At 52.9% G+C, this 21,292-nt stretch carries 21 protein-coding genes; all 21 read left to right on the plus strand.

Annotation, left to right across the window (positions count from 1 at the left end):
• Positions 1–816 (plus strand): IS200/IS605 family accessory protein TnpB-related protein (locus tag ULO1_RS12120; RefSeq protein ID WP_143325462.1); only part of this gene is annotated, 816 nt, incomplete at its 5' end.
• A gap of 92 nt (positions 817–908) precedes the next feature.
• A complete protein-coding gene (uvrC, locus tag ULO1_RS12125; RefSeq protein ID WP_307167975.1) occupies positions 909–2,909 on the plus strand; it encodes an excinuclease ABC subunit UvrC in 2,001 nt (666 codons plus the stop codon).
• A 72-nt stretch (positions 2,910–2,981) separates the two neighbouring features.
• Positions 2,982–3,320, plus strand: a complete 339-nt coding sequence (locus tag ULO1_RS12130; protein WP_078666015.1) for a phage holin family protein — start codon at positions 2,982–2,984, stop codon at positions 3,318–3,320.
• Positions 3,321–3,331: 11 nt separating this feature from the next.
• On the plus strand, positions 3,332–4,132 hold the full coding sequence (locus ULO1_RS12135; protein WP_278308237.1) for a Cof-type HAD-IIB family hydrolase: 801 nt from the start codon (positions 3,332–3,334) through the stop codon (positions 4,130–4,132).
• 59 nt (positions 4,133–4,191) lie between these two features.
• A complete protein-coding gene (locus ULO1_RS12140; protein WP_078666013.1) occupies positions 4,192–4,455 on the plus strand; it encodes an HPr family phosphocarrier protein in 264 nt (87 codons plus the stop codon).
• Positions 4,448–5,371, plus strand: coding sequence for an HPr(Ser) kinase/phosphatase (gene hprK / locus ULO1_RS12145; RefSeq protein ID WP_078666012.1), 924 nt, complete (start codon positions 4,448–4,450; stop codon positions 5,369–5,371). Before ULO1_RS12140 ends, hprK begins: the two co-directional genes overlap by 8 nt.
• Before the next feature lies 1 nt (position 5,372).
• Complete coding sequence (locus ULO1_RS12150; protein WP_159446900.1) at positions 5,373–6,365, plus strand: glucodextranase DOMON-like domain-containing protein; 993 nt, start codon at positions 5,373–5,375, stop codon at positions 6,363–6,365.
• Between the two features lie 156 nt (positions 6,366–6,521).
• A complete protein-coding gene (locus ULO1_RS12155) occupies positions 6,522–7,553 on the plus strand; it encodes a LacI family DNA-binding transcriptional regulator (protein ID WP_078666010.1) in 1,032 nt (343 codons plus the stop codon).
• Positions 7,553–8,653, plus strand: a complete 1,101-nt coding sequence (locus ULO1_RS12160) for an ABC transporter ATP-binding protein (protein ID WP_079933671.1) — start codon at positions 7,553–7,555, stop codon at positions 8,651–8,653. The genes ULO1_RS12155 and ULO1_RS12160 overlap by 1 nt, the downstream gene beginning before the upstream one ends.
• 23 nt (positions 8,654–8,676) lie before the next feature.
• Positions 8,677–9,960 (plus strand): extracellular solute-binding protein, encoded by a 1,284-nt coding sequence (locus ULO1_RS12165; RefSeq protein ID WP_159071799.1) that lies wholly within the window; start codon positions 8,677–8,679, stop codon positions 9,958–9,960.
• A 53-nt stretch (positions 9,961–10,013) separates the two neighbouring features.
• A complete protein-coding gene (locus ULO1_RS12170; protein WP_079933672.1) occupies positions 10,014–10,925 on the plus strand; it encodes a carbohydrate ABC transporter permease in 912 nt (303 codons plus the stop codon).
• Positions 10,925–11,770, plus strand: coding sequence for a sugar ABC transporter permease (locus ULO1_RS12175; RefSeq protein WP_079933673.1), 846 nt, complete (start codon positions 10,925–10,927; stop codon positions 11,768–11,770). Before ULO1_RS12170 ends, ULO1_RS12175 begins: the two co-directional genes overlap by 1 nt.
• A 17-nt stretch (positions 11,771–11,787) precedes the next feature.
• A complete protein-coding gene (locus ULO1_RS12180) occupies positions 11,788–13,725 on the plus strand; it encodes a glycoside hydrolase family 15 protein (RefSeq protein WP_079906769.1) in 1,938 nt (645 codons plus the stop codon).
• Positions 13,726–13,788: 63 nt separating this feature from the next.
• On the plus strand, positions 13,789–15,759 hold the full coding sequence (locus ULO1_RS12185) for an amylo-alpha-1,6-glucosidase (protein ID WP_079906770.1): 1,971 nt from the start codon (positions 13,789–13,791) through the stop codon (positions 15,757–15,759).
• A gap of 18 nt (positions 15,760–15,777) precedes the next feature.
• Positions 15,778–16,509 (plus strand): phosphatase, encoded by a 732-nt coding sequence (locus tag ULO1_RS12190; RefSeq protein WP_078666003.1) that lies wholly within the window; start codon positions 15,778–15,780, stop codon positions 16,507–16,509.
• Positions 16,500–17,411, plus strand: coding sequence for an ROK family protein (locus ULO1_RS12195; RefSeq protein ID WP_079906772.1), 912 nt, complete (start codon positions 16,500–16,502; stop codon positions 17,409–17,411). The genes ULO1_RS12190 and ULO1_RS12195 overlap by 10 nt, the downstream gene beginning before the upstream one ends.
• 108 nt (positions 17,412–17,519) lie before the next feature.
• Positions 17,520–17,681, plus strand: coding sequence for an aspartyl-phosphate phosphatase Spo0E family protein (locus tag ULO1_RS12200; RefSeq protein WP_159071800.1), 162 nt, complete (start codon positions 17,520–17,522; stop codon positions 17,679–17,681).
• Between the two features lie 64 nt (positions 17,682–17,745).
• On the plus strand, positions 17,746–18,480 hold the full coding sequence (locus tag ULO1_RS12205; protein WP_078666000.1) for a PHP domain-containing protein: 735 nt from the start codon (positions 17,746–17,748) through the stop codon (positions 18,478–18,480).
• Between the two features lie 43 nt (positions 18,481–18,523).
• Positions 18,524–19,414 carry an RNase adapter RapZ gene (gene rapZ, locus ULO1_RS12210; protein WP_078665999.1) on the plus strand — a complete coding sequence of 297 codons (891 nt, stop codon included), beginning with the start codon at positions 18,524–18,526 and terminating at the stop codon, positions 19,412–19,414.
• Positions 19,414–20,709 carry a YvcK family protein gene (gene yvcK, locus ULO1_RS12215; RefSeq protein ID WP_078665998.1) on the plus strand — a complete coding sequence of 432 codons (1,296 nt, stop codon included), beginning with the start codon at positions 19,414–19,416 and terminating at the stop codon, positions 20,707–20,709. Before rapZ ends, yvcK begins: the two co-directional genes overlap by 1 nt.
• Before the next feature lie 67 nt (positions 20,710–20,776).
• Complete coding sequence (locus ULO1_RS12220) at positions 20,777–21,292, plus strand: YhcN/YlaJ family sporulation lipoprotein (RefSeq protein WP_079933674.1); 516 nt, start codon at positions 20,777–20,779, stop codon at positions 21,290–21,292.

Consider the following 21,292-nt stretch of genomic DNA (forward strand, 5'->3'; position numbering starts at 1 on the left):
GTACATTTGACATTTGAAGTGGTCAGGGTGCAGGAACCGGACTTTGCTAAAGGTTGTCTGGCTATAGACACAAACCCTGATGGGGTAGCCCTGTGTAACGTTAGCGCTTCTGGCCAGCCGGAACCGTGGCCGGAGGGTTTTAATATTCCTTATCCCGGCAACCTGGGCAAGTACGAAGGAGAGTTTCAGGTTATCCCTTACCCGAACGGCTTTCTTTATATCAGAATACCAGACTTAGCCCATGCTTCCAGCTTCCGGCGTAGCTACCTGATAGGCGTTTTAGCCAAAGTAGTGGTAGATATAGCTTTCTTTTTAGGCAAACCCATTGTTTTAGAAAACCTGAACTTTGGCAAAGACAGGCTGGACACTAATAAAAAGTTTAACCGCATGGCTTCCAATTTTCCATTTGCGAAAATGGTAGGAGCAATGTATCGGATAGCGACAAAAGAAGGGGTGCCTTTCAAGTTAGTATCACCCCGGCATACTTCAACCATAGGTTACTGGAAGTATATGAAACGTTACGCCGTTCCGGTGCATTGCGCGGCGGCACTGGTTATAGGTCGTCGGGCAATGGGGTTCAGGGAACGGGTGACTATAGAACTCAGGCAACTGGTATCGCAAATCAAGCAAAACCTGACCCGGAAGGTTAATCCTGATAGACCTGGGGAAGGAAAAGGGATGACCCGTAGGGTCAGGGTCTGCTTGAGGCGGCTGGAGGAGAGGCTTCCTGTGCATAACGGGCTTGCCCAGAGTGAGCAGGAGGCGTATAACTCCGTCTGGCCTGACCTGAAGTTATTGGCCCTGTCCGTACGGTGACCCCGTTTAGCCGGTGTCGGACAAACCGGTAGGCGTCCTAACAGGACGCGGGAGGCGGAGTTATACTCCCACCGGGAGGTCAGCAAAAACCGGTGCAGTACTCCCGTCCGGGTGGAACTCCCGGGCCGAGGTCCCCTGTCGCCCTGCCCCGCGGGGGCAAAGCAAGTATTCGGAAAGGAGGCGAAATCCTGGTCTGGGGGCCAACTTGGCTGGAGATAAAAACAGTCAAGTTTTTTGAACCAGGAGAGAAAATGCGGCCTGAATTGCAACACAAACTGGAACATTTGCCGGAACAGCCTGGAGTCTATCTGATGAAAAATGCCGGGGGGCAGGTTATCTATGTTGGCAAGGCACGGGTTCTGAAAAACCGGGTGCGCTCTTATTTTCAATCCACTGCCAACCAGACGGAAAAGGTCAGGGCCATGGTGGAACAGATCGCTGACCTGGAATATATCATCACCGATACCGAAGTGGATGCCCTGATGCTGGAATGCAACCTGATCAAGAAATATCGCCCCCGTTATAATGTTCTGCTCAAGGATGATAAACACTACCCTTATATAAAGGTTACAGTCCAGGAGCGATATCCCCGGGTGCTTTATGTCCGCAAGGTCGAGCGCGACGGGGCCCGTTACTTTGGCCCCTATGTCCATGCCGGGGCGGTTAAGGAGACTTTGCATTTACTGAAAAAACTCTTTCCCCTGCGTTCCTGTCCCGGTAGCACCTTGACGGAACGCAGCCGCCCCTGTCTGCAATTTCACATTCGCCGCTGTTCAGCTCCCTGCAGCGGGGAGATCAGCCGGGAGCAATACCTGCGGACGGTGGAAGATGTATTGTTGTTTCTGGAAGGGAAATACAGCCACCTGATTAAACAATTGCAACAGGAGATGAACAAGGCGGCGGAAAAATGGGATTTCGAACGGGCTGCCCGTTTGCGGGACCAGATCAAGGCTCTGGAGATCCTGGGCGAAAAACAGAAGATGCTCACCCCTGGCGGCGGGGACCGGGATGTGCTGGCGGTAGCCCGGGGAATCTGGGAAACCTGCGGGGTGATTTTGCTGATCCGCCATGGTACTTTACTGGGGCGGGAGGTGTTTTTCCTGGGAGATATCCAGGGATATAGCCGGGAGGAAATCATGGCGGCCCTGGTCAAGCAATACTATAGCCAGGCCCAGTTTATTCCCGGGGAAGTGATTCTGGCCGAGGGGGTCCCGGAAGAGGAAAGAGAAGTGATTGAACAATGGCTGCAGGCCCGACGGGGGAAAAAGGTGGAACTGCTGGTGCCCCGGCGGGGGGAGAAAAAAGCCCTGACGGAAATGGCCCACAAAAATGCCGTTCAGGAACTGGAACTGAAGGAAGCGGCCATTCTGAAAGAGCGGGAAACCAGAGAACAGGGGTTGAAGGAACTGGCTCAGGCCCTGGGACTGGCAACTCCACCCCGGCGCATCGAGTGCTATGATATTTCCAACACCCAGGGTAGCGAATCGGTAGGGTCGATGGTGGTTTTCCTCGATGGGAAACCTGCTCCTGAATGTTATCGCCGTTTCAAAATCAAGACAGTAATCGGTCCCGATGATTTTGCTTCCATGGCTGAGGTGCTGCGCCGGCGGCTGGAACGGGCCCGCAAGGGGGATGAGAAATTCGCCCAGCTCCCGGATTTGCTGATTGTCGATGGGGGCAAAGGTCAGCTCGCTGCTGCCCGGCGGGTAATGGAGGAGCTGGGATTTGGCCATATCCCTACCTTTGGCCTGGCTAAAGAAGAAGAATGGCTGTTTGCTCCCCACCAGTCTGAGCCCATCATCCTGCCACGGCAGTCCCAGGGGCTCTACCTCCTGCAGCGCATCCGGGATGAAGCCCATCGCTTTGCCCTGACTTACCACCGCAAATTGCGGACTCAGCGCAATTTGCGGAGTGTGCTGGAAGAAGTGCCGGGTATAGGCAGCAAGCGCAAACAGGCTTTATACAAACATTTCGGCTCTCTGGCCAAAATCCGGGCGGCAACGGTGGAGGAGCTGGCAGCTGTCCCTGGTATGAATCAGCAGGTGGCCCAGGCTTTGTGGGAATGGCTGCGGCGCTGGGAGGCCGAGAATTAACAATACAGGCAGGAAATCAGCGGCAAGTGCCGAATTTCTTAAGGATAAAACAGTTGAGCGGGAGGTGAAAAGATGACCGGTTTGTTAATTCGCTGGGGAATCAATGCTCTGTCCTTGATGCTCACCGCCTATTTGATTGAAGGGATTGAAGTGCGTGGTTTCGGTGCGGCTTTGATCGCAGTGCTGGTGCTGGGCATAGTCAATGCAGTGATCAGGCCGCTGGTGCTGTTATTGACTCTGCCCCTCAATATTCTGACTCTGGGGATTTTTACCCTGGTGGTCAATGGCATGATGCTCTATCTGGTAGGTTCAGTGGTGAAAGGATTTGATGTAGCTGGTTTCATTCCGGCTTTGCTGGGAGCGATTGTGTTATCATTTATCAGTTCCATTGCCAATGCTCTGGTGGAATAGGAGGAATAGTCTTGGTAAAATTAATAGCAATCGATCTGGATGATACCCTCTTGCGAACTGACTGTACTATTTCCCCCCGGGCCCAGGCGGCTATTAAGGCCGCCAGTGCCCGGGGGGTGGCGGTAACTCTGGCCACGGGCCGGATGTACCGTTCCGCCCGGCCCTATGCCCTGGAACTGGGACTGGATCTGCCCTTGATCACCTATCAAGGGGCTTTGATCAAATCCGGGCTGAGCGGGGAAGAGCTCTGGCACTGCCCCCTGCCGCCGGAAATGGCGGCGGAAATCATCACCCTGGCCCGGGAAGAAGGGATTCATGCCAATATCTATCTGGATGACCACCTCTATGTGGAAAAGGCGACAGCAGAGGCAGAAGCATACAGTCAACTGGCCCGGGTTCCCTACACGGTGGAAGAGGATTTGCGGGGCAGGATTCTGGCCAGCGGTCAGGGACCCAGCAAAATTCTGCTCATCGCTGAACCGGAACGGCTGGACCAGCTGGCGGCAGCCTTGCGCCCCCGCTGGCAGGGCAAAGTGCAGCTGGCCAAATCCAAGGATCATTATCTGGAGTTCACCCATCCGGAAGCCAGTAAGGGCCAGGCCCTAATTGCCCTTTGCCGCTATCTGGACCTGGAGTTAAAGGACGCCATGGCTATCGGGGACAGTTTCAATGACCTGGATATGATTGAGCTGGCAGGGATCGGGGTGGCCATGGGCAATGCCAAACCGGAAGTCAAGGCTATCGCCGATTATGTCACTCTGGCCAATGATGATGATGGAGTAGCAGAGGCAATTCACCGTTTTGTCTTGTGAAAAAAGACGGTTTTCGATAGAATGGAATGGAATACTGAAGCAGTGAGGGGGAAGTAAAAATGGCAAAGGTTACAGTCGAAATCACCAATGAAATGGGCTTACATGCCAGGCCGGCAGCCCTGTTTGTCCAGACTGCCAGCCGTTTCAAAAGTCAGATCAAGGTGAGCAAAGACAATCATGAAGTTGATGGCAAGAGCATTCTGGGTTTGATGACCCTGGCGGCCAAGAAGGGAAGCTATTTGACCATTGAAGCCCAGGGCGAGGATGAAGAGGCTGCGGTGGAGACTCTGGCCCAGCTGGTTGCAGGTGGATTTAATGGTTGAACTCAAAGTACGGGATCTGATCAAGGCCCTGGGCCTTGAGGTATTAAGCGGAGAAGAGGAGTTAGGGCGCAAGCTGAAGGTGGCGGACATCAATCGGCCGGGCCTGGTGCTGGCCGGCTTTTTGCAGCATTTTGACCATCAGCGCATTCAGGTACTGGGTACTACCGAGTTTGCCTACCTGGGCACCCTGCCAGCCGAAGAAGCCTGGCAGCGCTGGAATGTTTTGCTGAGTCTGTATTTTCCCTGCCTGATTATTACCAGGGGCATTGAAATCGAGCCAACCTGGCTGGAAGCGGCCCGGGAAAAGAGGATCCCCCTGTTGCGCACTCCGCAACCAACTACCAGTTTTATCAGTCGACTTACCGATTTTCTTGAAGAAAGACTGGCTCCCAGTGCCACCATCCACGGGGTGCTGGTGGATGTCCATGGCGTTGGGGTCCTGATTACCGGGGAAAGTGGCATTGGCAAGAGTGAGACAGCTCTGGAACTGGTGAAAAGGGGCCATCGCCTGGTTGCTGATGATGCGGTAGAAGTGATTAAAATCGGGGAACGCCTCTCGGGACGGGCGCCGGAGGTGGTCAGACATCTGCTGGAGATTCGCGGCCTGGGGATTCTGGATATCCGGACTCTCTTCGGGGCAGGGGCAGTGCGGATCGAGCAGACCATTCATATGGCTATCCGTCTGGAAGAGTGGCAGGAAGGTAAATATTATGACCGCCTGGGCCTGGATGAGGAAAAAGTTAAGCTGCTGGGCAATGAAATCCCCGGGATCACTATTCCCGTTCGTCCTGGACGCAATATTGCCAGCATCATTGAAGTGGCCGCCATGAATTTCCGGCTCAAGTTGCTGGGCCATAATGCGGCCCTGGAATTGACCCGGCGGCTGGCAGCCCTCTCCTTGCATGAGGGGGAATAATATGCGACGTTTTTCTGTGTTTCTGGTGTTTTTCCTGCTGTTAGGGCTGGCAAGCAGCAAGTCGGCAGCTGCTAATGCAGTCCCGCGGCAGGTGCTGTTTCAAATGGAAGATCCCCGGGGGGATGACCGGGGCCCGGGAACCTATGTCTATCCAAAGGGACCGGTATTTGATCCCCGGCATGGGCTCTATGACCTGACCACCTTTCGCGTGGAAGTGGATGATTCCAGTTATTATTTTTATTTTACCTTTGCCGAAAAGCTGTCCAACCCCTGGGGAGCGCCGGAAGGGTTTAGTCATCAGCGGATTGCTCTTTACATAGACAGCCAGCCCAATCAAGGCCGTTCTGAAACCTGGCGGGAAGGGGCCTATGTGGACTTTGACCCCCGCCATGGCTGGGAGTACTTTATCGATGTTACCGGCTGGCATAAAGGGGCGGTTTATTACTGGAACCAGCGCAAGACTGAACCAGGACGGCGCCAGGGCCTGCTGTTCCGGCGGGCAACAGATGGGAAAACGGTAGAGGCTGTCATCCCCAGGGAGGCCCTGGATGAGCATCCCGAGACCTGGTATTATTATGTCCTCATCGGCAGTCAGGATCCCATCGGTCCCGATGGCTGGCGGCCTGTACTGGCCAAAGCTACGGAATGGCAATTTGGTGGGGGTACCGATACCAATCTGGACCCCAATGTTCTGGATGTTCTGGCTCCGGCCACGGGTGAAAACTCTCAGAGCAGTCAGCTGGGCTCTTACAGTGTGGAAAAACAGCGACTGGCAGTGGTTAAGCCTGTCCACCCGGAACAGCCGGTGAGCATAAAAAAATACACCTGGTTTGATCGCCTGGTACTGGCAGTTAGAGAAAAAGGGAATGCTATTCTGAAAAAATATCCCTGGAACATTTATTTTCCGGTCTATGTTGCAGCTATCCTGGCGTTTTTGATACTGTTGCTGCTGATCGGGTTCAATCTGGCCAACTGGCGGCGGAGGCGGAAATAGGATGGATACGGTTCAGCGGCAGTACAGCAATACGGGGGCTTCTGAGAGAAGCTCTTTTTTATTTTCCTCTTGTCAAATCGTTTTGAAAGGGGTATAATGAAAACAAAGCTTGGGCAAACGATTGCACATGCAAACGTTTGCTTAGGAGGTGGATATGTGGCGCCAACAATAAAAGATGTAGCTAAACTGGCAGGGGTGAATCCATCTACTGTTTCCAGAGTGCTGGCCAATAACCCCAAAATCAGTGAGGAAACCAGGCAGCGGGTTTTGCAGGCCATGAAAGAGCTGGGGTATCATCCCAACCTGGTAGCCCGCAATCTGGTGACACGCAGTACGGAAACTATTGGCCTGGTTATGCCCCGGGCTGCCGAAGAGGTATTCCTCAACCCATTCTTTCCGGAAGTAATCCGTGGCATCAGTTCGGTGGCCAGGCGGGAAGGCTATGACTTGCTGCTGGCTACCGGGGAAACGGAACAGGAGGAAAAGGAAGCGGTTCTGCGCATGGTCAGAGGGCGCAGAGTAGATGGCGTAATCTTGCTGGTATCCCGGGTTGATAACCAGCTGGGGGCGGAATTACAGGCCCGCAAGTTTCCTGCGGCTCTGGTGGGCAAGCCGTTGCATGACTGGGATATGTGCTGGGTTGATAATGATAATATCGAAGCTGCTTATCAGGCCACAGCATATTTGCTGGGATTAGGACACCGGCGGATCGGCTGTATTATCGGGTCGCTGGAGTTTGTAGTCAGCCTGGATCGTCTGGATGGGTATAAAAAGGCTCTGCAGGAGTTCGGGGTCGGTTTTGACCGCAGTCTGGTAGCCCATGGTGAGTATACCCAGGAAGGGGGAGAGCGGGCCATGCTGGAACTGCTGGACCGGCATCCTGATTTGACGGCTGTTGTTGTGGCGGATGACCTGATGGCTTTCGGTGCTATCCAGGCGGTTAGGGAACGGGGGATGAAAGTACCGCGGGATGTTTCAGTAGTGGGGTTTAATAATGTCCCTATGGCCCGGTTTACGGCTCCGCCTTTAACGAGTGTGGAGATTTTTACCTATGAGCTGGGAGTGCGGGTAACGGAACTCTTGATCGAGAAGATACGCAACCCGGCCCGGAAAGCTGGACATGATTTTATCAGGACCGAACTGGTGATTCGCAAATCCTGTGCTCCGGCAAAGGAGGCTAAAAACTGATGGCTCAAGTGATTTTGCGCAATGTTTACAAGCGCTATGGCGAAGTGGAGGTTGTTTCCAACTTTGATCTGGAAATCAAGGATCAGGAGTTTGTAGTTTTTGTGGGACCATCAGGCTGCGGCAAGTCTACTACCCTGCGTATGATCGCTGGACTGGAGGATATATCCGCAGGGGAGCTGTATATTGGCGACCGTCTGGTCAATGAACTGCCCCCTAAAGACCGCGATATTGCCATGGTTTTCCAGAATTATGCTCTGTATCCGCATATGAATGTTTATGATAACATGGCTTTTGGCCTGAAACTGCGCAAATTGCCGAAAGACGAGATTGACAGGCGGGTGCGAGAAGTGGCGAAAATCCTGCAAATCGAGCACTTGCTGGACAGAAAGCCGAAAGCTTTGTCAGGTGGTCAGCGCCAGCGGGTAGCTATGGGACGCGCTATTGTTCGCGAACCGGCTGTTTTCCTGATGGACGAGCCTCTTTCCAACCTGGATGCCAAGTTACGGGTACAGATGCGTGCGGAAATCACCCGTTTGCATCAACGACTGAAAACTACCACTATTTATGTTACCCATGACCAGACAGAAGCCATGACCATGGGTGACCGGATTGTGGTGATGAAAGATGGCGTCATTCAGCAGGTAGACACCCCCATGAACCTTTATCGCCAGCCGCGGAATAAATTTGTGGCTGGATTTATCGGTAGTCCCAGCATGAACTTCCTGAAGGTGGTAGTAAAAGAGGAGGAAGGAAACATTTGGCTGACTGCACCGGGACTGAAATTGAAGGTGCCTGAGGGTAAGCAGAACGGAATCAGAGCCTATCCTGGTAAAGAAGTGATTATGGGCATCAGGCCGGAACATATTCATGATGAACCGGTAGCACTGGAAACCTACCCTGACAGTCAGCTGCAGGCACCTGTTGAAGTGGTGGAGCTGTTAGGGGCGGAAATATACCTGCATCTTAAGGTAGGCGAACAGGAGGTGACAGCCCGGGTGGCGGCACGCCAGCCTTACCGCATGGGGGATAAGGTAACTCTGGCGGTAGACATGAACCACCTGCACTTGTTTGATCCTGACACTGAACTGGCCATTTTATGAATGATTTGAAGGAGGACAGGGATATGAAGGGAATTGTGAAAAGCCTTAGTTTAGGACTGGCTACTGTATTGCTGGCATCCAGTTTTGTCACTGGCTGTGCCAAAAACGAAGAGCCCAGGACCGGGAATAAGCCGGGTGGAGAAAAAGTTACCATCAGTTTCTGGCATACTTTTAACCAGGAAGAAACCCAGACTATTAATGAAATCGTGAAGGAATTCGAGGCCCAAAACCCGGATATCAAGGTGGACATGCAAGCTGTTCCCTTTGCGGATGCGCAGAACAAATTTAAAGTGGCGGCCCAGGCAGGGAATGCTCCCGATGTTTTCCGAGCTGAAATAGCCTGGACACCTGAATTTGCCGCTCTCGGCTATCTTGCTCCTATTGATGATTTAATCAAGCCTGAAGATAAGGCAGATTACCTGGAAGCGCCTTTCAACTACAATGTATATAATGGCAAAATATGGGGTGTACCCCAGGTAACCGATGCCCTGGCGCTGCTCTACAATAAACGCATGTTGAAGGAAGCCGGGGTTGAACCGCCGAAAACAATGGACGAGCTGGTTAAAGTGGCTCAAAAACTGACCGACAAGCAGAAAGGGCGTTATGGCTTTTTCTATCGCGGAGATGCTTACTGGTATCAGCCCTTCATGTGGGCCTTTGGTGGTGGGCTGATCGATTCTAAGGACAAAACCATTCTGGTCAATACTCCCGGGGCAGTTAAAGGCTTGCAGTTTATGATTGATTTACGGGATAAATACGGGGTAGTTCCCAAAGAAATCGATTTTGCCAACGACTATGACAATATGCAGGTGGGCTTTAAAACCGGTAAATATGCTATGATTTTAAATGGTCCCTGGGCAACTTCCGATCTCCTCAGCGGTCCTGAATTCAAGGATCCTGATAACCTGGGCATTGCGCCCATCCCTGTCGGTCCAGAAGGTAAAACCGGTTCTCCTGTCGGTGGACATAACTATGTGATTTCTGCTAATACCAAAAACCGGGAAGCAGCGTATAAATTTATCGAATTTATCAACTCCAGGGAAGCTCAGGCTAAATTCGCTGTTAAAAATAATCTGTTGCCTACCAGGAAATCCGCTTATGAATTGCCGGAAGTCAAGAACAACCGGATTGTTTCTGATTTTAAAGCAGTGATTGAAAAAGCTACCAACCGGCCGGTAATTCCTGAAGGCGGTCAAATCTATACTGACTTTACTCCCAATTATCAGGCCGCATTGAAAGGACAAAAGACTCCACAACAGGCCCTGGATGATGTAGCAGCCGCCTGGAAGAAATTGCTGAACAAGTAGAGGCCAACTGCTGTTGGCCTCTCCCCTTCCTTGGCGAGAAGGAGGTTAAGTCAATGAATAAAAAGCTGAGCCAGAGCTGGCTGGCCTATCTGTTTCTGACCCCGGCTCTACTGGCCATGGCTGTACTGGTCTTTTATCCCTTGATTCTGGGTACATCCTATAGTTTCACTGATATGAATCAGTATAACATGGGCAACCAGTTTGTCGCCCCTTCATGGAAATGGGTGGGGCTGGCCAATTATCGCAAACTTCTGGGCAATTTGAACTCAGAGTTCTGGGATGTAGCTCTTAACACTCTTATCTGGACCTTTACCAATGTTTTTTTCCATTTTGTCATAGGTCTGTTTCTGGCTTTGCTGCTCAATCGCAAGCTCAAGGGCAGAGCTATTTACCGCATGTTAATGCTTATTCCCTGGGCAGTGCCCTCTTTTGTATCCGCCTTTTCCTGGAAATGGATGTTTAATGCCGAGTACGGTATAATAAACCTGATGCTGGGTAAATTGGGAATTGAACCGATCGCCTGGCTTTCCAACAAGTGGACAGCCATGTTTGCGGTAATTATCACCAATATCTGGCTGGGCGTCCCCTTTATGATGGTAACCCTGCTGGGGGGCTTACAGTCCATACCCAGAGAACTATATGAAGCGGCAGAGGTGGATGGCGCTTCCAAATGGCAGCAATTCCTGAATATCACTTTACCCCTGTTGAAACCGGTAGCATTTACTGCTACGCTGCTGGGGGTCATCTGGACCTTCAATATGTTTAATGTTATTTATTTAATAACCGGTGGCGGCCCCTACAAACAGACGGAGATTTTAGTTACCTATGCTTATCGGGAAGCATTTATGAACTGGAATTTCGGGATTTCGGCAACTTATGGTGTGATAATCCTGAGCTTTTTGCTGGCTTTCAGCTTTTTCTACAATCGCCTGCTCAAGAATGCGGGAGAGAAGGTGTATTACTGATGAAGAAAAAAACAGCAAAACGCTGGGTTGATTTGCTGGTACACATAATTCTGGCTCTGGCCTCCATAATTTCTGTCTTTCCGGTGGTATGGGTGTTTTCTACCTCCTTCAAACCGGAAAGCGAAGTTTTCAGCAATGTTATTCGCTTTATACCCGAACATCCCACTCTGGACAATTACCGGTACATTTTAACTTTCAAAAATCATATCTTTTTGACCTGGCTGGTCAACTCGGCGCTGATCGCTTTTCTTACCACCCTGGTCGGAGTGTTCCTGGCTGCAACTGCCGCCTATGCCTTCAGCCGCTTTGAATTTCTGGGTAAACAAACCGGGCTTTTTTCTTTCCTGGTTGCGCAAATGTTTCCCGGTTCCCTGTTGATTGTGCCATTATATAATATTATTAAATCCTATGGGCTCTTAAATAGCTATACCGGTCTGGTGCTGGCTTATTCTACCGTCAGCCTGCCCTTTTGTGTCTGGATGTTAAAAGGATTTTTTGATACAATTCCGGTGGAGCTGGAAGAAGCGGCTCGGGTAGACGGTCTGACTCCTTTCGGTACTTTCTGGCGGATTGTACTGCCCTTATCTCTGCCGGGCCTGGCAGTAACAGCCTTTTATTCCTTTGTAACAGCCTGGAATGAGTTTATGTATGCCCTGACTTTCATGAACAGGGAAGAACTCTACACTTTACCTGTTGGTTTAAGGACTTTTGTCAATGAATTCAATACTGACTGGCATTATATGTCGGCAGGAGCTATTCTGATTACCGTGCCAGTAGTGATCTTCTTTTTCTGGGCCCAAAAATACCTTATTTCCGGTCTGACTGCCGGTGGAACCAAAGGTTAAGGGAAGGAGTCGCAGTAATGGAAAGGAAACCCTATTTGATGAGTGCTGTAATCGGGAATTCCCGTTTGCTTGCTTCTCTGGGCAAGCGGGCGGAACTGGAGCGCCTGTTCTGGCCCCGTATCGATACACCCCAGAATATTGGCCGCAACTGGCTGGGGCTGGCTATCGATGGCCAGCCCCGGACTAGCTGGTTCCATGAAGACCAGTGGCAGAGCCACCAGTATTATCTGCCGGACAGTGCAGTCCTGGTCACCGTCTTGCAGGGGAGCGAGAATAGCATCAAGGCCGAAATTACCGATTTTGCTGTCCCAGGCCGGGATTTGCTGGTGCGCCATCTTCAGGTCACTAATACCGGTGCAGCAGATCAGCGCTTGCGCTTGCTGCTGTTTTCTCAGCTGCAAATCGGGGAATATGGGCGTTACCATACCACCATTTTCCGCCCGCAAGCGGAAGCGCTCTGGCAGTTCAAGCAAAATTACCATTTTCTCTGGGCAGCAGACCGGCCAGCTCAGCAATTCCAGTGCGGTGGCGCTATGATGAATGCCGACAATGGCCAGCTCTCACCTGTTATGCATGCCATGGCGGCCGATGGGGCGATGGCCTGGGATCTGGGGCTTTTGGCCCCCGGGCATAGTAATGCCATAACGATTTTCCTTTCCCTGGGGCCTTCCTATGAGCTGGCTTTAGCTCAGCTGGAAAAGGCACGGGAAGAAGGCTATGCAGCTTTGCTGGCTGCTACCCGCAGCTACTGGAAAGGATATTTGGCCCAGGCTAAACCGGTGCAGACAGGGGATGAGCGTCTGGATGCCCTCTATCGCCGTTCCCTGATAGTTTTTTCCCTGATGACTGATGCGGAACATGGTAGCATGATCGCTGCTCCTGAATTTGATGAGGATTTTACCCGCTGTGGCGGTTATGCCTATTGCTGGGGCCGGGATGCTGCCTTTATCACTTATGCCATCGACCGGGCCGGTTATAAGGAAGCTGCCGCCCGTTTTTACCGCTGGGCAGCAAAGGCCCAGAATGCAGATGGTTCCTGGGAGCAGCGCTATTACCTGGATGGAGCGATTGCACCAAACTGGGGTCTTCAGATCGATGAAACCGGCTCGGTACTTTGGGGCATGTGGCAGCATTATGCTCTTTACCGGGAACGGGCCTTTCTGGCAGAAATGTGGCCCTCATTCAAGAAAGGGGCGGAGTTCCTGATAAACTTCAGGGATGCAGAAACCGGTCTGCCGCAACCCAGTTTTGATCTCTGGGAAGAACGCTGTGGGGAACACACCTATTCGGCGGTAGCAGTCTGGGCTGGTTTAATGGCCGCTGCTGATGCTGCAACTACTCTGGGCTATCAGGAGGAAGCGGAACGCTGGAGACAGGCAGCAGAGGAACTGGGCCAGCGGATTCAGGAAAAGCTCTGGCATCCCGGCTATAACCGCTTTTTGCGGGGAGTCAAGCTCTGTGTCAACCGGGAAGAGTATCAATGGCGCACTGGCCAGGGAGAAAAGGGAGTTATCCTGCCAGGAGAGCGGGGACAGATGATTTACTGCCTGCAGGAAGATGCGGTGGTGGATGTCTCTTTACTGGGGTTGACAGTTCCCTTTGCCTTCCTGCCACCGGATGATCCCCGCGTGGAAGCCACGGCGCAAGCAGTGGAGCAATTCCTGACCTCACCCAGGGTGGGAGGAATCAAGCGTTACGAGAATGACCATTATATCGGGGGGAATCCCTGGATTCTCTGCACCCTCTGGCTGGCCCAGTATCATGGGGCCCGGGGCAATTACCAGCGGGCCAAAGAGCTGCTGTACTGGGCTGTTGACCACCAGACTGCTACCGGCTTGTTGCCGGAACAGGTGGATCGGGAAACTGGTCAGCCAGCCTGGGTAGTACCCCTGACCTGGTCCCATGCCATGCTGGTCTTAACGGTGCTGGATCTGCTGGAAAAAGGTCAGTTTTAGGGATATAATAAAGTCAGGCTGGGCTAAACTAAGCTCAGCCTACTTTTTACAGGTGGTGATATAATGCTCCATTTTCCCAAAAGCCAGCTGGCTGATTTAGACCAGGCTCTAAATAAGGAATGGCTGGTGACCAATGGTCTGGGCGGTTTTGCGGCTTCCACTATTACAGGCTGCAATACCAGGCGCTATCATGGATTATTAATCGCTTCCCTTAATCCCCCCACCCAGCGCCTGCTGCTGTTGAGCAAGCTGGAGGAAAAGGTGATCTGGCGGGGTAAGGAGTATCTGCTTGGGGTCAATGAGACGACGGGAGGTTTTTATCCCCAGGGGCAAAACTATTTGTTGCAGTTCAGCCGGGAACCATTGCCCCGTTTCCTCTATGCCATTGAGGACCTGTTGCTGGAGAAAATCGTCTTTATGATCCATGGTCAGAATACCACTGTTGTTCGCTATCGGGTCTGGAATGGGAGCGGGGAAAAGGTAGAAATACGGATAACCCCCTTAGTCAATTGCCGGGACTATCATGGGAATGTGCGGCGCTGTCCCTGGCCCTGGCAGCGGGAAGATGGGCCGGAACAGGTCAGGTTACAGGCCTGGCCGGAGGCTCCTGCCCTTTATCTGCGCGGACAAAACTGTCGCTGGCAAGCCGGTCCGGGCTACTGGTTCGAGAATATGTTCTACCGCATAGAGCAGGAACGGGGGCTGGAATCTGTTGAAGACCACTACATGCCAGGGGAGTTTATAGCTCAGCTGGACGGAGATGGAGAATTGGCCATTCTGGCTTCAGTCGAACCGATAGCTGAAATGCCTTCCGCCCGCCTGTTACAGGTTCGGGAAGAAAAGCGGCTTGCCGCCCTCCTGGAACAGGCAGGCTATCAGCATCCAATGCTTAATGCCCTTGTGCTGGCGGCAGACCAGTTTATTGTCCGCCGGGCCAGCACCGGCACGGCCACTGTGATTGCCGGCTATCCCTGGTTTACCGACTGGGGCAGGGATACTATGATCGCCCTGCCGGGCTTGACCCTGGTCACCAGGCGCTTTGAAGTAGCCAGGGAATTGTTGCAGACATTTGCCCGCTATTTGGAGGAAGGGCTGATCCCCAATCGTTTTCCTGATGGCGGGGAACGGCCGGATTATAATACGGTGGATGCGTCTCTCTGGTATTTCCAGGCAGTTTTTAAATATCTGGAATATACTGGTGACTATTCTTTTGTTTACAAGGAAATTTACCCCGTTTTACGGGAAATTCTGGCTTGGCATCAACGAGGAACCAGGTATAATATTAAAATGGATGAGGACGGCTTGTTGACTGCCGGCAGTCGTGGCACCCAGTTAACCTGGATGGATGCCAAAGTCGGGGACTGGGTGGTAACCCCCCGGGAGGGCAAAGCGGTGGAAATCAATGCTCTCTGGTATAATGCCCTCAAGATTGCGGCGGAGCTGGCTCGCAGGCAAGGAGAAAGCGCCAGGGAGCTGGAGGAATTGGCCAGGTTAGCTGCCAGCAGTTTTAATGCGAAATTCTGGTATGCCGAGGGCGGCTATTTGTATGATGTGATTGATCCCGCAGGCAACCCTGATCCAGCCTTGCGGCCCAATCAGATCCTGGCGGTAAGTTTACCCCATCAATTGCTGGATCCTATTCGCCAGAAACTGGTGGTGCGGGCGGTTTGGCGGGCCTTGTATACCCCTTACGGGCTGCGCAGCCTGGCGGCAGATCATCCCCGGTATCAGAGTACATACATCGGTGACCGCTGGAAAAGGGATGGAGCCTATCACCAGGGAACGGCCTGGAGCTGGTTGATTGGCCCTTTTTTGACAGCGCTGCGAAAAGTGCACAACTATGATGCCAGCAGCCGGGAAATAGCTGAAAAATTGCTGGAGCCCTTCCGGGGCCATCTATTCGAAGCAGGTGTTGGTACCATTTCCGAAATTTTTGATGGTGACCATCCCCACACTCCCCGGGGTTGTTTTGCCCAGGCCTGGGGAGTAGCGGAAGTGCTGCGGGCATGGGTGGAAGAGATCATGCAGAGATAGAAAGGGGAGATCCCGGCCATGCGTTGGTTGGTGGATTTACATTGCCATAGTGTTGCCAGTGGCCATGCTTACAGCACCGTGCAGGAAATGGCCCGGGCAGCTGCTGACAAGGGGTTGAAAATGTTTGCTTTGACCGATCATGGTCCAGCCATGCCGGGGGGGCCCCATCTTTATCATTTCGGTAACCTGCGGGTATTGCCGGAAACCATTTACGGGGTGAGAGTATTAAAAGGTGTGGAGGCTAACATTATCGGGCTGGATGGGACCCTGGACCTGCCAGACCAGTATCTGGCCAAACTGGAGATTGTGCTGGCCGGTTTTCATACCTACTGTTTTCCTGCTGACCAGGGAATTGTGACCAATACTGACGCCATGCTGAAAGCTATGGCCCACCCCCTGGTGGATGTGATTGTTCATCCGGGCAATCCCGAATTTCAGATCGACCCGGAAGTGATTGTCCAGGGGGCCAAACATTACGGGAAGGCGATTGAAATCAACAACAGCTCCCTGGGCGGCAGCCGCAAAGGCAGTGCTACCAATTGTGCCGCGATTGCCCGTCTGGCGGCGGAATACGGGGTGTTGATCAGTCTGGGCAGTGACAGCCACTATGCCGACTGGGTGGGTGAACTGACCGCTGCCTGGGATTTGTGCCAGCGGCAGGGAGTAAAAGAGGAGCAAATCCTCAATCGCTCTCCGGAAACGGTGCTGGCTTATCTGGAACAAAGGAGGAGAACGGGGACATGCAAGTAATCGCAGGAATTGATCTGGGCGGGACCAACATTAAAGGCGGATTGTTTACCACCGCGGGGGAGTTGCTGGGAAAAAAGGAAATCCCCACCCAGGCGGCAGCGGGGCCGAGGGCAGTGGTAGTGCGGATTGCTGACCTGGTGCGGGAATTGGTGACAGAGTTTGGCCAGGGGCATACTCTGGCCGGGGTAGGGGTAGGCGCTCCTGGCCTGCATGACTTCGCGCAGGGAGAATGCATTTTTTCCCCGAACTTGCCGGGCTGGCGGAATGTTCCCGTGACCACCTGGTTAACAGAGTTGCTGGGTGTACCGGTCAAATTGGACAATGATGCTAATCTGGCCACTCTGGGCGAGTTCTGGCAGGGAGCTGGCCAGGGGGCAAATAACCTGCTGATGCTGACCCTGGGTACCGGTGTAGGGGGTGGCCTTATCTTGAACGGTCAGCTCTTCCGGGGCCCGGATGGCACTGCTGGCGAGCTGGGCCATATGGTGATCTGGCTGGATGGCCCTGCCTGCAATTGTGGTAATCGCGGCTGTCTGGAGACTCTGGCTTCAGCCACGGCTCTGCTGCGGCTGGGCCGGGAGGCTGGCTTGCCGGTCAAGGAGGCCCGGGAAGTGATGCAACTGGCTGTGGCAGCTGACCCCAGGGCAATAGAAGTAGTGGATCGATATATTTCTTACCTGGCAGTTGGAGTAGCCAGCCTGGTCAATATCTTTAACCCAGATCTGGTTCTAATCGGCGGGGGTGTAGTTAAGGCAGGGGAGCAGCTGCTTGCTCCCCTGCGGGAAAAAGTGGCCCGCCTGGCACTGGCTGTGCCGGCGCAGAGGGTGAAAATCAAAGCTGCGACCCTGGGCAATGATGCCGGCATTTATGGGGCGGCAGCATTGTTTGGGGATAAAAGATAATTTTTCCTTGACAAATACAGGAACTACCCGTATACTTTTACTTGTGATTTTTTGTTTGTAACAACTTTCTTTTCACAGAGACAGGAATAATCAGGTGGGGTGATAACGGTGTCCAAGGAGGAACTGCTGTCAGCGATCAGCCGACAGCAACGGCAACTGGCAGAGATACTGGCCCGAAATGGTCAGAACTTTTTAGCTGCTGATGTCTATGCCCTTTCCCGTGAATTGGACAAGCTGATCGTTCAGTATCTCAGGGAATATGGTTACTAATCCGGCTGGTAGGCCGGTTATTTTTTTGTTCCGGCGGATACACTGTTTGCCGGAGGTGATTTTGATGGCTAAGTGGGCGGACTGGCACACTCATACCCGGTACAGTGATGGTCGAGGTACGGTACGGGAAAATCTGGAGGCGGCCCGACAGCGGGGGCTGGCTTCCATTGCTATCACCGATCACGGACCGGCTAATATCGGGGTTGGGGTTGAAAACGGGCAAACCTACCTGGACATAAAAAAGGAAATTGCTGACCTGGCCCCTGCTTTTCCTGAACTGGAAATCAAGGTGGGAGCAGAAGCGGATATTATCAATCCGGCAGGAACAATCGACCTGCCGGAAGAAGTAATAAAAGAGCTGGATTTGCTGATTGTCGGGCTACATCCCTATGTCTGGCCTGCTGATACTGATGGAGCGGGCTGGGTCATCGCTAACCAGCTGGCCCGTCTTTCCCGGGGATACAAGGAAAAAATCCGGACCGACAACACCAAAACGGTCAAGGAAGCACTGCATCAATACCCGGTGGATATTCTCTCTCACCCTGATCTGGGCATGCCCCTGGATCGGCGGGAAATAGCCCTTTGCTGTGCTGAACAGGGAGTTGCTTATGAAATCAATACCGGACATCATTACCAGAAGGTGGAGGATATCAGGGAACTGGTGCTTACAGGGGTTGAATTTGTCGTAAACAGTGATGCCCATTTTCCCGCCACGGTAGGGAGGCTGACCGATGGAATTGAACTGTTGCAGAAAGCCGGAGTGCCGGAGGAAAGAATCCGCAATTGCTGGCAGGAATAAGCCGGATGGAAAGCGAAGTTAGTTAGCGGAAAGGGTGAAGGGAATGAAGGATATCAGTCTGATTATCATCACCGGCCTTTCCGGGGCCGGCAAAAGTACGGCGGTGAGGGCTTTTGAAGACATGGGCTTTTTCGTGGTGGACAATTTGCCCCCGGCCCTGGTCAGCAAATTTGTGGAATTGACCCGGCAGGTCAAAGGCCAGCCTTATCGCTATGCCCTGGTAATGGATATGCGGGGCGGCCGGTTTTTTGACCAGATGCAGGAAGCCCTGGATTATCTGCAACAACAGAAAGTAGATTACCGCATTCTGTTCCTGGAGGCGGCTGATGAGGTGCTGGTCCGCCGCTTTAAGGAAACCAGAAGGCGCCATCCTCTGGCTGGCGGGGGGACAGTGCTGGATGGCATCAGGCGGGAGCGGGCCAAGCTGGAAGAACTAAGGGGCCGGGCCCATCGCATTATCGATACCTCAAGTCTGAAGCCAGCTGAACTTAAAGAAGAAATTTTCCGGGCCTTCCAGCCGGAAGAGGAAGGGGCCCGGCTCAGCATTACAGTTATGTCTTTTGGCTACAAATACGGGATCCCGCTGGATGCGGATCTGGTAATAGATGTTCGTTTCCTGCCCAATCCCTTTTATATCAAGGAGCTCAGGCCTTTAACCGGCAATGACCCGGAGGTGCAGGAATACGTTGTCTCCCGGGAAGAAACTAAAAAGTTTCTGGACAAATTTCTGGATTTAATCACTTTCCTTATTCCCGAATATATTAAAGAAGGCAAAACCAGTTTAACTATTGCCATTGGTTGTACCGGGGGCCAGCACCGCTCTGTGACCCTGACCAATCGTCTGGCCGAATTGCTGGCTGACAGGGGGGATAAATCCTATCGGGTAGAGGTGCGCCACCGGGACATTCAACGGGAAAAAGGGAGGGAAATTTAGTGAGACGCCGGAGGCCTCGCCAGTGGAAATGGTTTTTGCCCGGCATGGGAGTAAAGCGCTGGTTCTTTCTGGCTCTAATTGGAGCCGGCTTCCTGGTTCTGGGCCTGACCTTTGTGCTTAACTGGGATATGCTGGTCTGGCTGGCCAATTTTTTTACCCGCTCCCGGCAGCTGCTGGGGGGTAAAGGGATAGCAGTGGTTGGAGCTGGTTTGCTGGTAACAGGGGCAGTATTGCTGGTTTACGGCCTGCTCAGTGCTATTACCTCTGTGGTGATGGCAGTTTTACCCTACCGCTCCTGGCGGCTGGTGGATAAAGTCTGGGAAAAACGCAACTTGCGCTTAGGGCCCAATATCGTGGTCATCGGGGGCGGCACCGGGCTATCGGTGCTTTTGCGCGGATTGAAGGAATATACCAGCAATTTGACTGCGGTTGTAACCATGGCCGATGATGGGGGCAGCTCCGGGCGGCTAAGGGAACATTATGGTATGCTGCCTCCAGGGGATGTGCGCAACTGCCTGGCGGCTCTGGCTGAACCAGGCAGCCGGTTAGGAGAGCTGCTGCAGTATCGTTTTAATGAAGAAGCCGGTTTAAAAGGCCACACCATGGGTAACCTGATGTTAACGGCTATGACTCAGCTCAGTGGCAGTTTTGTCAGGGCCATCAATGAGCTGGGCTTATTGCTGGCCGTGCGGGGCAGGGTGTTACCTTCTACCACCCAGCAGGTTACTCTGGTAGCGGAAATGAGTGATGGCCGGATTGTACGGGGGGAATCCCTCATCCCCGGGGCCAAAGGGCGGATACGTCGGGTCTGGCTGGAGCCGGAAGAAGTGGAGGCTTACGGGGAGGTAATCAAGGCCATTCAGGAAGCGGATATCATCGTTTTAGGGCCGGGGAGCCTGTATACTTCCGTATTGCCCAATCTTTTGATTAAGCCCATTGCTGAGGCGCTGGCCCAGGCCCGTTGTCCCAAGGTTTATGTATGCAATATCATGACTCAGCCTGGAGAGACTGATGATTATACCGTCAGTGACCATGTTGCCGCTATCCAAAAACATGCGGGTGATATTGTGGATGTAGTGATTGCCAACAAAACGCGGATCCCGGCGGATTTGCTGCGCAAATATGCGGCTCAGGGTCAGTACCCGGTCCGTTATGATGGGGACAGGGTTAAGAAGCTGAATGTGGTGGCCCTGGTGGAACCGGTGGCCGATTTATCCGAGGTGGTGCGTCACAATGCCGGGCGGCTGGCCCGGATTATCCTGCGTTTGACCAAACAATGGACTTATCCTTATTAATCTAACGCATAGATCCCTCCCGGACGGGCAAACTAAACTTGAGTTTGTGCCGAGGGAGGTGAAATTGATGTCAAAGCGCAAAGAGATAGCTTGGTTAACTGCTGTCCTGGCCGCAACCCTGATCTGGTCCGGAGGATGTCCGGCCCGGAAACCGGCACCGCCAACGGCGCCAGCACCTACCCCGCCAGGGACTATTACTACTCCGGCGCCTACTCCCACACCGCCGCGGACAGAAGGGCCCCGTACCCAGGCGCAGGCCCGGGATGCAGCCGATGATATTGCTGATGCCGTTTCCCGGATCGACGGAGTGAACAAGGCTTCAGTAGTGGTGGTAGGCAATGTGGCCCTGATCGGTCTGGACTTGAAGGCCGGGATTGAAGGAACCAAAGTGGAAGCTATTCGCGAAAAAGCAGCGACTACTGCCAAACGGGACCCGCGGATAGTCAATGCCGTAGTGGAAACTGATCCAGATGCAGTAGGCAGGATCAAAAAAATTGCTGCCGGTGTGCGGCAGGGCCGGCCTATCAGCGAGTTTTTTGATCAAATCAGTGAATTTTTCAAACGGTTAAAACCAACTTCCTAA

This window comes from Carboxydocella sp. ULO1 (assembly GCF_002049255.1).
In the GTDB taxonomy this organism is placed as follows: Bacteria; Bacillota.